Raw genomic sequence first — 13,146 nt, 5'->3', positions numbered from 1 at the left:
GAGTTCCTCTGCCCATTCAATCCTTTAATCAGCCCATGACTGATCTGCTAAAACACTAAGGGTTGAATGTTGCACGAAATCTAACTTTTGCAATGATTGTCCATTGACTTGAAGCTCAGGATCGAGATCCAACAATGGAATCACCACAAAATCACGCTCTAAAATACCAATATGCGGTACTGTGAGCCGCTCATTTATAATGTTTTTTTCAGCATAAAGCAAAAGATCTAAATCTAAAGTACGCTCACCCCAACGGCGTAAACGTACTCGACCCGATTCATTTTCAATACCTTGCAACTCATCCAGCAAGGCCAAAGGCGCTAAATCAGTGTGTAATTCTGCAACTGCATTGTGATAATTTGGCTGATCTTGAGGCCCCATCGGTGGGCTTTGATACAGCTTTGAAACAGTAACAACACCTAAGTTTCTGAGTTTTTCTACAGCTTCCCGTAGAATTTGCTCAGAATCACCTAAATTACTGCCTAAACCAATATAGGTTTTAATCATGATTGGGTCGGTCCAAAAATCACACTGCTTAAATCACGTTGTACGCGTCTACGCTTGGTGATTGGATGATCCGCTGTAATCTCGCCTTTGTTTACTGCCGTTCGAGCATCACTTCTACTTCTAAAATCTTGAGATGATGTTGAGTTTGGTTTAGCCCGTGAACGACGGCTACGAGATTCTTGTTCTTTCACCAATGGTTCAATTTGCGTGGAAGCTGTTGCTTTTACATCTTCAACAGGGGCAACTTCAGCAAGTTTCTTACGACTCTTGGCACGCTGACGATTATAACTGCCAATTGCACGTTCTTTCTCATCAGTCGACATGTCTTGGTAAGCTTCCCACCATGCACCCATGCCATTGGTAGAAGCATCACCTGACTTCTCTCTCAACAGCAAGAAATCAAATCCTGCACGGAAACGTGCATGACCCGAAAGCGCTTCAATCTGTTGTGGTTTCGGGTTGAGCAAACGACTTTGCATTTCCCAGACTTCACGAATAAAGGTTTCGGCAAAACGAGGAATAATGGTTCGTGTCGCTTGACGTTTTAACACATCTAAGCCTGCTTGAGCTCGTGCTTCTGCAGCAACTACACCTTTAGCATGGTAGAAATCACAACGCGCTAAGAAATTATTCCAAAGCAATACCGCATAGAAAAATGCAGGATTAATGGTTTTACCCATTTGAATCCGTTGATCGGTATTTTTCGCTGCGCGCTCTATAAATTGGGTAATCTCAGGGCTAATATCAGCAAATAATTGCTTCCAAATACCAAATTCAATCAACATCGGCATCACACGATGCAAATGCCCCATGGTGAATAATTTTTGCGACTCATCATATAAACGATGCGGAGAAACATCACGCAGCAATTGCGTCATTTCTTGGGTAAAAACGTCTAATATTTTAGGATCTATACTAAAATTTAACTTCGCAGCAAAACGTAATGTACGCAACATCCGTACTGGATCTTCTTCAAAACGAAGTGCTGGATCACCCAATAGTCTTAAAGTTTTGGTTTTTATATCATCAATAGCATTACAAAAATCGAGCACTTCCCCTTTTCGAGGTTGGTAATACATGGCATTAATGGAAAAATCACGTCGAGCAAAATCTTGCTCTATTGTTCCCCAATTGTTGTCACGTAAAATCATCCCTTGTGCAGAGGTAATGGCTTTTTTCGGTGGGGCACGGAATGTCGCCACCTCAATCAATTCACGACCTGAATACACATGTGCCAATTCAAAACGTCGCCCAATAATTCGGCAACGACGACCAAATACCTCTTTCACCTGTGAAGGTGTTGCATTGGTCACAGCATCGTAGTCTTTCGGATTTAAGCCAAGCATTAAATCACGTACACCACCACCGACTATATAAGCTTCATAGCCAGCTTTAGTTAAAGAATCAATAACATCTAAAATGGAGGAAGGTAATTGAGCGGTGGATAACCCACACTTTGACGCACGCAAAGTTTGCAAAAGACACTGTCTCCTACGTCAGGACGTAAAAATCATAATTGTGCTAATGATATCGCTTACACAGCTAAAGGGCAATTTGATTCTCGCAAACTTCACTTGAATTTATGGACTATTGATAATTCGTCGATCTACAGGCTCTTAAACCCATCATAAACTCAGTCGTGCCCTATTCTGCTCGAAAAGTTTCTCGCCAATCCCCTTCACTTTTTTTAAGTCATCAATACTTTTAAATCCACCATTCTGATTGCGATAAGCAATAATCGCCTGTGCTTTCTTTGCTCCCACACCCGTGAGCTGTTGTAATTGCTCGACAGTTGCAGAGTTTAAACTGACTTTTAAAGCTGAGCTGTTTAAAGATTGAGTAGGTGATGATGGGCCTTTGTGATTGCTATTCGATGGTGATGTTTGGCTATTCGGTCGCGAAAGATAGTATTGATCGTCGACTTTTTTTAATTGTGCATCATGGGCCTGCTGTTGTGCTTTCCAGTTGAGATAAGCTTGATCAAACTGTTGTGCATACAAACTCAAGGAGCAACTCAAAAGCACCAATAAAAAAGATAATTTAATTAGTTTTACTACATGATTAAAATAAAAATGCTGATTACTCATTGCTAACCTGTGATTTTAATTGTTGCTTTGCCTGATCCCAAAGGAGATCCATTTCTTCTAAAGACACATCTTCTAATCTTTTATTTTTAAAATTGATTTGATCTTCAATATAAGCAAAGCGAGATTTAAATTTATAAATGGTTCCTAACAGAGCCATCTCACTTGAAATGCCTAGTTTACGCCCTACATTAATTAAAGAAAATAAACAATCACCAAATTCATCCATAATTTCATCGGGTTTTTCCGATTGCAACGCCTCTTCAAACTCTGCCAGTTCTTCTTTGACTTTATCGTAGGCCTGCACCACATCAGGAAAATCAAAGCCTGCTTTTGCAACATTTTTTTGAATGTTTTCTGCCTGAGATAAAGCGGGACCATGTTTTACCGCATCTAATCGAGATTGAGTTTTGCCCTGTTTTTCTTGTTGTTTAATTTCCTGCCACAACACCGACACTTGTTCAGGGGTTAAATTATCAAATTGTTGTTTTTGGAAAACATGTGGATGACGTCGGATCAATTTTTGACAAAGTACATCGACAACATCATTAAAATCAAAAGCCCCCTGCTCACTGTACATCTGTGATTGAAAAACCACTTGCAGCAATAAATCACCTAATTCATTTTTAATTTCATCTATATCACCAGAACGTACTGCTTCTTCCACCTCATACGCCTCTTCAATCGCATAGCGCGTTAAACTTTCAGGTGTCTGTTCACGATCCCAAGGGCATTCTGCACGTAATTGTTTCATGATGGCGAATAGCTGTTGCATTTTATGTCCTTTAAGATCAATAACAAATGACTGCACAACACTTGTTGTTATGCATATTTTATGTTCAACTCTTTGCAATCAAAATAAACTAAAAAGGATGCTGCAATGAGTCAAAGCATATTCATTAGTGGTGCTGCGCAAGGGATTGGGGCTGCGATTGCACGTCTATTCTACCAACAAGGTTATCAAGTTGGTATTTATGATATCAATGAAGCGCAGGCTCAAATTTTAGCAGATCAATTGGGTGACAATGCCAAAGCGGGCAAATTAGATGTGAGCGATTATGCGCAATGGCAAACCGCGCTTAAAGAATTTTCTCAATGGGCAAATGGTCTCAACATTTTAGTCAATAATGCTGGGATTCTTTATTCTGGAGATTTTGAAAAAACTGAGATTAGTGCCCATCACCGCACAATCAATATCAATGTCAATGGCGTTTTAAATGGCTGTCATGCCGCTCTTCCCTATCTGAAACAAGCAAAATTTGCGCGTATCATCAATCTTTCCTCAGCATCAGCCATTTATGGACAAGCAGATTTAGTCTCTTATTCTGCCAGTAAATTTGCCGTACGCGGTATTACAGAAGGATTAGATATCGAATGGCAAAAATATGGTATTCGCGTACTGGATGTGATGCCGCTTTTTGTCCAAACAGCGATGGTGACAGACATGGATGCAGGTGCGATTCAAAATATTGGGGTCAGTCTCACGCCCCAAGATGTTGCGGAGCAAGTGTTTGCACAGGTTAAAGCTAAAGGCTCACTTTTCACCGCTACACATCGCCCAGTCGGTTTAAAAACCAAAGTAATGTTTACACTTTCTGCTATTAGCCCTCAATTTATCAATCGCTTGAGCAATTTAATACTCACGAGAAAATCTAAAACCTAAGCTTTAATACTGTGCCCCCAATAGAGACTAACTTTCTATTTACAAATCAAACTCATAACACAATCCATTATATTAGATAGTAAAAAACTCGCATTTCGCGAGTTTTTTACTGTTCAAATCATAAAATCTGATCAAGACAATATAGCTTAATTACCTTGAACCAAACGTCGAGCACTGATAATGCCAGGCTGTTGTTCCAATCTCGCCAAGAGGCGAGACAATTGCGCCAAGCCTTTCACTTCAATCAACAATTTCATATTAGCAATACCATCTGCTTCAGAAATCGTATTCACCTGACGGATATTGATCTGATCTGAAAAAATCACTTGGGTCAAATCTTTTAACAAACCACGGCGATCATACGCTTCCACCACAATTTGCACACTTTGCCCACGTGTCGGTTGCATTTCCCAATCCGCTTCAACCGCACGATCAGGTTCTAACTTGATCATGCGCATATAATCTGGGCATGCAACCTTGTGAATACTGACACCACGATTCAATGTGATATATCCAGCAATTGACTCACCATGAACAGGCTGACAACATTGTGCAATATGTAATTCAACATTGTCCAAACCATCAATTAAAATTCCATGCGCCGACAAGGTATGACTTGCGCGTGGATTTAATGTTGGTTTTAAAACCAGCTCTGGTTCATCCTGATCTAAGTGCATGTGGCGATTGACTTGATTGATCAAGGCATGCAGGCTAATTTCCCCACTCACCAAAGACACAAGGATGTCATCCCCAGTTTTCACATTGAAATGATTACAATAATCACTTAAATCAATACTTTTCGGGTGAATCGCTAAACGTGAAAGTTCTTTATTGAGTAACTCACGCCCAACTTCCAGATTTTTACTGCGATCTTGTTGTCTAAACCAGTGGCGCAACTTGTCACGCGCACGCGCTGTTTTAATATAACCCAAAGAGTTAACCAACCAATCACGATTGGGTTCACGATCTTTCTTGGTTAAAATCTCAACCTGTTCACCTGTTTTTAAGGTATAGGTTAACGGCACATAGCGTTGATTGACCCGTGATGCATAGCACTTATTGCCGACCTCGGTATGCACATGATAAGCAAAATCAAGCACTGTCGATCCGCGTGGTAATTCTTTAATATCCCCATCACGACTAAACACATAGATTTTTTCAAAACCTTCAAAATCTTGAATTTGTTCAAAATCTTCTGTTTCATCTTCATTGGGATGCGCACTGGTTTCGGTACGTTCTTGATAATGCTCAAGCACTGCACGTAAAGAATGCAAACGATGATTAAATGAATAGTCAGTGGTTTTCGAGCCTTCTTTATAATTAAAGTGTGAACACACGCCCAACTCGGCTTCTTCATGCATTTCTTTGGTTCGGATCTGGATTTCCAAAGATTTATTTTCTGCAATCACCGCAGTATGTAAAGAGCGATAACCATTGGCTTTGGGGTTAGTAATATAATCATCAAACTGATGAGGAATATGACGCCAAATTTGATGCACAATGCCTAAAGCGTGATAACACTCTGCGACAGATTTAACCAAAACCCGTAACGCACGAATATCATAAAGCTGATCAAAACTCAGATTTTTACTCTTCATTTTGCGGTAGATCGAATAAATATGTTTTACCCGACCTGAAATCTCGGCCTCGATATCATGCCCAGCCAGCTCATTCTTGAGTTTATCCACCACAAACTGGATATATTGTTCACGCTCTAGACGCTTTTCATTGAGTAAAGAAGCAATCTCTTTATAACGTTCTGGTGCCAAATAACGGAAAGCAAGATCTTCGAGCTCCCACTTTAATTGCGCAATGCCTAAACGATGCGCCAAAGGCGAATAGATGGTGAGAATTTCTCGTGCAACACGCTCTTGACGCTCTTTTGAAGAATGCGCCAATTCACGTAAAGCAAAGGTACGTTCAGCCAGTTTAATCAAGACCACACGAACATCTTCTGTCACAGAAATCAACATCTTGTAGATGCCTGTTAGGTGTTCACGCTGATTATTATTAAAGTGATCTTCTAAACGTTTATTCTTTTCAATCAGTTCAGAAAGTTTACCCATCGCCAAAGTGCCTTTGACAAGGTTGTAAACCTGCTCACCGCATTGTTGCTGTATTTCCTCTAAGGTGGTGAGATCCTCACGCACACTACGATAAAGCACAGCTGCTGCCAGCGTATCTTCATCGACGTGTAAATGCGCAAGGATATCGGCCATTCCAATGCCTGTTGCAAAGGTATTGGTTCTGGAATTTACTGTGGTCGCCAATTCTTTTTGTAATACTAATTGCGCGACTTCTTCTAACTGCTTAAGTTCAGCACCGTCTAAAATTCCACGCACTCGATCTAGCCAAGTTGCTAGAGCCTGTTGCGCTTCATCGGCATGTTCTACAGTCGCTTCCTCTGATAGCTCATTGAGCTGATCAGGAAGTTGCTCACGTACTGTGACCATACCCTACTCCTCTAACTCTATATTTCATTATAAATCGTTTATCTCTAATTTCTTTTCAAACAAAGCAATCGATTCTACATGCCCTGTGTGCGTAAACATGTCCATCACACCGGCTTTAGTGAGCTGATAACCATGTTGTACCAAAATTCCAGCATCTCTGGCCAATGTTGCTGGATTACACGACACATAAACGATTCTTTGCGCACCAAATTTGGGCAAATAATGCATAACTTGTTCTGCACCCGCACGAGGAGGGTCAATCAATAATGCATCAAATCCTTGATTTGCCCAAGAATAATGCGAAAAGTCTTTTGTTAAATCTTGTGAATAGAATTTAACATTGCTTATGCGATTGTTCAGTGCATTTTCTGTACCACGCTTCACCATCGCTTCGCTACCTTCAACAGCAATGACTTTTCCTGTAGCACCCACACGTTGAGCGAGCGGCAGAGAAAAATTCCCCAATCCACAAAATAAATCCAAAACAGTTTCACCTGCTTTCAACTCAAGCAAATCACATGCCAGATTAACCATCTGCGGATTTACAGTGGGATTCACTTGGGTAAAATCTGTTGGATTAAACGCAAACTCAATATCAAAATCTTTTAAACGGTAATGCAAATGCATGTCTGCCTGAGCATCATCTAGACGTTGTACACTTTCCACACCCGCAGGTTGCAAATACAACTGCCACTGTTTCTGTAACGCATATTGTTGCAATAGGTTGACATCATGGGCTTTTAATTTTTCAGTATGGCGAACCAATAATGAAATTTCGCTATCGCCTTTGGCTAATTCTATATGACCAATGCTGCTTTTGCCTTTTAGACTTTCGAGTAATGCCTTGATTTCAGGTAAGGCCTGATCTAATTCAATATCTAAAATTTTACAGGTTTCAATTGCAGTTAAGTGGTTGCTCTGTGCTTCACGGAAACCCATCAGTAATTTATTTTGTTTAGCTAAATAACGCACCCCAATGCGGGCTTTATGTCGATAGTCGGTACGTGTTGAACGCAATGGCGCTAACCACTGTTCAGGCACTAAACCCGCAAAGTGGCTGAGATGTGACTTTAAAACATCTTGTTTTAAGCGAATTTGCTCATCTGGATGAATATGTTGCATATTGCATCCACCGCAAGTACCAAAATGTGGGCAGATCGGTTGAATACGATGTGGATTTGGCTCACTGAGTAATTCAATACTGTCCGCTTCTTCAAGTTTGGATACTTGACGTGTCACTTGAGCTTTTACGATTTCACCAGGCAGTGCATAGCGAATAAAAACTTTTTTACCCTGCTTTTCACTTGGATGATTGAGTTCTGTACCATAATGCGCAATCCCTCGCCCTTCGTGTGACAATCTTTCAACTTTAAAAATATATTGTGGAAGCTGAGATGGTCGAGGTTTGGCTCTATGTTTCAAAGGGATACCTAATCGGGTGTGGAGGAAAAATCTGCTTGAGTAAATTCGGTTCGTTGTGAGGTTTCACGCCAAACATTTAAAAACTCATGTTGTTGAGTTTGTCCTTGCAAATAATGAATAGAGGCTTGAATCCATAAACGGTGATCTTGCAAAGAAATCTGACCTTTAAGCAAAGCCCATCTTAAGAAAATCAACCATGTATTTAAAACATCACCTTCGCAATAGCTGGTGAGTTTCAACCATTGCTGTGTATTCACATATTCGGGAACAAAATAACCTGAAATACCACGTTTACCGGGATAACCCAATAAATGTGCAACATCATCCAATTTCTGGAAATGACGTCCATTAAACATCGCCATGACATCCATTAAGTCAATATGACGGTTGTGGTATCTGTTCTGATAGTTATTATACCTTTTTTGTGTGTCAATCTCACCTTGATCGAACAAACTTGGCGCAGATAGTCCATGATACATGGCGCGGAATAAAATCACAGGCAAATCAAACTGTGAGCCATTCCAGCTCACGAGTGTTGGATGTCTTTTATCAAAGATAGATAAAAATTTTTGTAAAATTTCAGTTTCAGTATAGTGCTCTCGACTAAATGAAAACAGTTTCATCACACCATTTTCATCAATCCACAATCCCGAAATACAAACAATTTCATGTAAAGCCAAGCGCTGAAAATCCATCCCCGATTCTTGACGGCGTAGTTTTGCCAACGCCTGTTCTAAATCGTCCTGTGGTAAATCCAAGCCATATAAATGCGCCCCAGACTTAAGATCGGTCAGGGTTTCGATATCAAAAACTAAAACTGGAAGACGCATAAAAGCTTTACTCAATACTCAAGTTTGCCATCATGAAGCAATTTATGACTTCGAAGCAACTATTCTTCATCCTCAACAGAGAACAAACCTGTAGAAAGATAACGATCACCTCTGTCACAGATAATACAGACAATCACTGCGTCTGGATTTTCTTCAGCAATTTTAACCGATGCCCATACAGCACCACCTGAAGAGGTTCCTGCACTAATGCCTTCTTGACGTGCTAAACGGCGTGCGGTTTTTTCTGCTTCAATTTGCGGAATATCCATGATCTGATCGACACGGCTTGGATCAAAAATAGTCGGTAAGTACTCTTGTGGCCAACGACGAATACCCGCAATATTTGAACCTTCTGAAGGTTGTAATCCGATAATCTGAATATCTGGATTTTGTTCTTTTAAATATTTAGAGATCCCCATGATCGTGCCCGTTGTGCCCATAGAGCTCACGAAATGGGTGATTTTCCCTGCGGTTTGTTGCCAAATTTCAGGGCCTGTGGTCAGGTAGTGTGCTTCCACATTGTCTGGGTTGCCAAACTGATTTAATACTAAACCTTGGCCTTCACTTTGCATTTGCAAAGCCATATCACGCGCAACTTCCATATTGGTTGCTTCGATCAATTCAGCGCCATAGGCACGCATCGCATCTTTACGTTCTTGGCTAGAGTTCCCCGGCATGATCAATTTCATTTTATAACCACGCATTGCGGCGACCATTGCCAACGCAATCCCAGTATTTCCACTCGTCGCCTCGATCAACGTATCACCCAGCTTAATTTGACCACGCTGTTCAGCTTTCATGATCATGTTATATGCAGGACGATCTTTGACAGAACCAGCAGGATTATTGCCTTCTAGCTTTGCCAATACTGTTGCTTGAGTATGACTTGCCAAACGTTGTAAACGCACCAAAGGAGTTTTTCCTACATAGTGATCTAACAAAAATTCGTCGGCTAAGAAATCAGGTTGTGTGTGACTCATCGGTTGCACCTATATCGAGGTGGGCATATTGTATGAAAAAAAGAAACATACTGCACATCTTTCCGCTTCATTTTGCTTGGAATGATCAAACTAAATTCATATATATCAACACAGCCAAGTAGGAGCATGATTTTCTTTATTGAATAAAATTAAATACATATAAAAAAATAAACTTTACTTAGAATTAGAAATGATAAAGTTATCTATAAAACAGCATAACTCATTTTCAATTCACAAGATTTTTAGTCATATTGTCATGTAGGATGATTAAAGCATGTTAATATCTTTGCCATGGGCAATGAGTTGCTGGAACAATGTCGAATTTCAATAAAAAACTCTTTAAACGCTTAAAACTCAATCACGCTTATGGTCAACTTATTGCGTTAATTTTCGTGCCAATTATGATTTTGGCATGTGTTGGAACAGCACTGGTTCTTTCTGAAACATCAGCTGCGGCCAAGTCTAAACAGCGCTTCCAAGCCATCGCGATATTGAGCCGTTACCAATATACTGCTGAGCAACTCACCGCAGTCATGGAACAGGATCCAATTCAACACGCCAAAGCTGAAAGCATTTTACAAAAAATGTTTAACGAAAAGCATTTACTCAGCGCAGCGATTTTAGATGAAAATAACGTCAATCATTTAAGTGTAGGCTACCAAAATCAACGTGCTTGGCCAAAAATTCCAAAATCAGGCACTTTCTTTGGACCAATTCAAAATAAGTACAACAATATTTATGGGATTAAACTAAACCCCACCAAATCTGCTGAAAATATGTGGTTGGTGATTGAACTTGATAATCAACCTTTAGAAATTTCACATTATCGCGTCATGATCGTATTGATTACGACTGCCTTATTAACGCTACTGTTGCTTCTATTGTGTCTAAATTTCTATTCAAGACGCTGGATTGCACCGATGTACGAAATTCGGATGCAATTGCAACGTTTAAATGCAGATACGCTTGATCAACATATGGTGATCAACAGTACAGGGGAACTGCGCTTATTACAGCGTGATATTGCCAATGTGGTGAAACGGCTACATTTCAGTTTCCTTGAACTAAAAGAACATACTGAACAGACAGAAGATGATTTACGTCGTACATTAGACACCTTAGAAGTCCAGAACATTACCTATAAACAAGCTCGTGATCAGGCGATTTCATCCAATCAAGCGAAGTCGGTCTTCCTTGCCAATATCAGTCATGAATTACGTACCCCATTAAATAGTATTGATGGCTTTATTCATTTGATGTTGCGCCAAGACAATTTAAGCAATGATCAAAGTTTATATTTACAGACCATCCGTAAGTCTTCTGCACATTTATTGGCATTGATTAATGATGTACTCGATTTCTCGAAAATTGATGCAGGTAAATTAGAACTCGAAACCGCACCTTTTGATCTTGAAGAAGCAATTTTCGATGTGATGGATATGCTCTCGCCATTGGCAGCGCAAAAACATATCGAGATGGCATTCTATTTTGCAGACAATGTGCCTAAACATGTCATTGGCGATGCCTTACGCTTTAAACAGGTGCTGACCAATCTTATTTCCAATGCGATTAAATTCACCCCTGATGGTGAAATTATTGTCCGTGCGCGTATGGAACACGATGATATCGGGCAATGTTTGCTGCACTTTAGTGTACAAGACAGTGGTATTGGTTTAAGTGGTACCGATCGTAAACGACTATTTGAATCATTCTCTCAAGGTGATGCTTCTGTCACTCGCCAATTCGGTGGTACAGGACTCGGTTTAGCCATTTCCAAGCAACTTGTACATTTGATGCATGGTCAAATTGGCTTTGAAGATAACCAAGAACGTGCACCGACAGAAAAAGGTTCAACCTTCTGGTTTACCGCTATGTTAACGGTAAATGAAGATGAAGAAATTGTTCATCCATCATTTAAAAACTTAAATGTGGTGTCTTTCTTGGCACACCCTGCAACCGCCAACGTATTGCGTCATTACTTAGAAGACTATCAAGTTCAGCACACCGAAGCACAATCGATTTTAGATCTGTTTAGCCGCCTAAATAGCCTAGAAAAAAATACTGAAAATACATGGTTGATCGTTGATCACAGTGGAGATACCGAAGCCTTACTTAAAGAAATTCGTGGTCGTTATCAAGGTCATTTGGCGGTATATGGCTATCAAATGTCACTTGATCCAAATATGTTGACTGAATATAAAGCGCGTCCATTGTATCAACCACTGAGCCGTAGTTCAGTGATTCAACTATTAAGTAATCAGCCTGTTTTTGAACAAGAACATCATAAAGACTTTAAAGGGCAAGATTTACACGTTTTAGCAGTAGATGATCATTTACCGAATTTGATCGTACTAGAAGCGCTATTAGGCGAGCTAAATGTAAAAACCACCAAAGCTCTCAGTGGTCAAGAAGCCTTAACCATTATTCAGCAAGGGGTTGAACAAGGTGCAAAACCATTTGATCTTATCTTTATGGATATTCAAATGCCAGTCATGTCTGGGATTGATACCACACGGGCAATTCGCTCGCTGGAATCTACCTTAGATGGTATGCGAATGCCGATTATTGCATTGACAGCTCACGCATTGGCTGATGAAAAACAAAAACTACTCAAAGTGGGTATGGATGACTATGTAACCAAGCCGATCCAAATTGAACAAATTATTCAAATTCTCACCAATTGGACAAGCGATAAATTTATTCAACATCAACAGCCTATCGAAAATACAGTATATATCGAAGCGCTGGACTCTTATATTCTAGATTGGAAACAAAGCCTTGCTTTAGCGGCCAATAAAGAAGATCTCGCACAAGATTTGTTAAAAATGCTAGTCGACAGCTTCCCAACGGAGTTGGCTGAAATTGAGCAACTCATTGAGCTTGAGGACTTCCCGCAATTAGAACATGTGTTACATCGCTTATATGGCGCTACCCGTTATGTCGGCACACCAAAATTGCAACGCATTACGGGTGATTTTGAACAATTTATTTCCATGCTACGCAAAGAGCGCCGTAAAGCAGATGAAGCCTTTATCCAAGACGTGATGAAACGCTTTGATGAACTTCAATTGGCGATTCATGAAGTTGAAACAGCTGCACAGCAGATTTTACCCGCTTCATAAATACAGCGCAGTTCTAGCCGATTCAGCGCTATAAATGCTTTTCTTATCGCGCTTTAAGCTATTTTAAATCGTCAGCATAAAACCC

Annotated in this window: 10 protein-coding genes; 2 read left to right on the top strand and 8 right to left on the bottom strand. The window is 40.2% G+C overall.

What is annotated here, in order from left to right; genetic code table 11:
* Positions 1-24: 24 nt before the first annotated feature.
* The 4 genes from folK to mazG all read right to left on the bottom strand — a co-directional run bounded on the left by folK (position 25) and on the right by mazG (position 3,366).
* Positions 25-510 carry a 2-amino-4-hydroxy-6-hydroxymethyldihydropteridine diphosphokinase gene (gene folK, locus FY049_RS18270; RefSeq protein WP_105714384.1) on the bottom strand — a complete coding sequence of 162 codons (486 nt, stop codon included), beginning with the start codon at positions 508-510 and terminating at the stop codon, positions 25-27.
* Positions 504-1,985, bottom strand: a complete 1,482-nt coding sequence (gene pcnB / locus FY049_RS18265; protein WP_056512336.1) for a polynucleotide adenylyltransferase PcnB — start codon at positions 1,983-1,985, stop codon at positions 504-506. The genes folK and pcnB overlap by 7 nt, the downstream gene beginning before the upstream one ends.
* A 147-nt stretch (positions 1,986-2,132) precedes the next feature.
* Entirely contained in the window at positions 2,133-2,594 is a 462-nt protein-coding gene (locus FY049_RS18260; RefSeq protein WP_446084143.1) for a ComEA family DNA-binding protein, read from the bottom strand.
* The gene (gene mazG, locus FY049_RS18255) at positions 2,587-3,366 is read right to left on the bottom strand and encodes a nucleoside triphosphate pyrophosphohydrolase (protein WP_446084142.1); all 780 of its coding nucleotides are present in this window, start codon (positions 3,364-3,366) and stop codon (positions 2,587-2,589) included. The genes FY049_RS18260 and mazG overlap by 8 nt, the downstream gene beginning before the upstream one ends.
* Positions 3,367-3,471: 105 nt before the next feature.
* Between mazG and FY049_RS18250 the strand changes: the two genes are divergently transcribed.
* Positions 3,472-4,254, top strand: coding sequence for an SDR family oxidoreductase (locus tag FY049_RS18250; protein ID WP_327857773.1), 783 nt, complete (start codon positions 3,472-3,474; stop codon positions 4,252-4,254).
* 146 nt (positions 4,255-4,400) lie between these two features.
* Here FY049_RS18250 and FY049_RS18245 read toward each other — a convergent pair whose 3' ends face one another.
* The 4 genes from FY049_RS18245 to cysM are packed head-to-tail and all read right to left on the bottom strand — an operon-like array spanning position 4,401 to position 9,939.
* The gene (locus tag FY049_RS18245; RefSeq protein WP_004725915.1) at positions 4,401-6,707 is read right to left on the bottom strand and encodes a RelA/SpoT family protein; all 2,307 of its coding nucleotides are present in this window, start codon (positions 6,705-6,707) and stop codon (positions 4,401-4,403) included.
* Positions 6,708-6,734: 27 nt separating this feature from the next.
* Positions 6,735-8,129, bottom strand: a complete 1,395-nt coding sequence (gene rlmD, locus FY049_RS18240; protein ID WP_209828017.1) for a 23S rRNA (uracil(1939)-C(5))-methyltransferase RlmD — start codon at positions 8,127-8,129, stop codon at positions 6,735-6,737.
* A gap of 8 nt (positions 8,130-8,137) precedes the next feature.
* Positions 8,138-8,959: a 3'-5' exonuclease gene (locus tag FY049_RS18235; protein WP_419279526.1), complete on the bottom strand. Its 822-nt coding sequence runs from the start codon at positions 8,957-8,959 to the stop codon at positions 8,138-8,140.
* Between the two features lie 59 nt (positions 8,960-9,018).
* Positions 9,019-9,939 (bottom strand): cysteine synthase CysM, encoded by a 921-nt coding sequence (gene cysM, locus FY049_RS18230; protein ID WP_446084141.1) that lies wholly within the window; start codon positions 9,937-9,939, stop codon positions 9,019-9,021.
* Between the two features lie 314 nt (positions 9,940-10,253).
* Between cysM and FY049_RS18225 the strand changes: the two genes are divergently transcribed.
* The gene (locus tag FY049_RS18225; protein ID WP_151802138.1) at positions 10,254-13,061 is read left to right on the top strand and encodes a GacS-like sensor histidine kinase; all 2,808 of its coding nucleotides are present in this window, start codon (positions 10,254-10,256) and stop codon (positions 13,059-13,061) included.
* Positions 13,062-13,146 lie beyond the last annotated feature (85 nt).

It is taken from the genome of Acinetobacter sp. 1125_18A (assembly GCF_052824985.1).
Note: the sequence above shows the minus strand (reverse complement) of the source record. Positions and strands in the feature narration are given on the sequence as shown.

Bases quoted from the DNA above. Each gene is read 5' to 3' on its own strand.
- FY049_RS18260 (WP_446084143.1), bottom strand. From the start codon at position 2,594: ATGAGTAATCAGCATTTTTATTTTAATCATGTAGTAAAACTAATTAAA.
- mazG (WP_446084142.1), bottom strand. From the start codon at position 3,366: ATGCAACAGCTATTCGCCATCATGAAACAATTACGTGCAGAATGCCCT.
- FY049_RS18250 (WP_327857773.1), top strand. From the start codon at position 3,472: ATGAGTCAAAGCATATTCATTAGTGGTGCTGCGCAAGGGATTGGGGCT.
- FY049_RS18245 (WP_004725915.1), bottom strand. From the start codon at position 6,707: ATGGTCACAGTACGTGAGCAACTTCCTGATCAGCTCAATGAGCTATCA.
- FY049_RS18235 (WP_419279526.1), bottom strand. From the start codon at position 8,959: ATGCGTCTTCCAGTTTTAGTTTTTGATATCGAAACCCTGACCGATCTT.
- cysM (WP_446084141.1), bottom strand. From the start codon at position 9,939: ATGAGTCACACACAACCTGATTTCTTAGCCGACGAATTTTTGTTAGAT.
- FY049_RS18225 (WP_151802138.1), top strand. From the start codon at position 10,254: ATGTCGAATTTCAATAAAAAACTCTTTAAACGCTTAAAACTCAATCAC.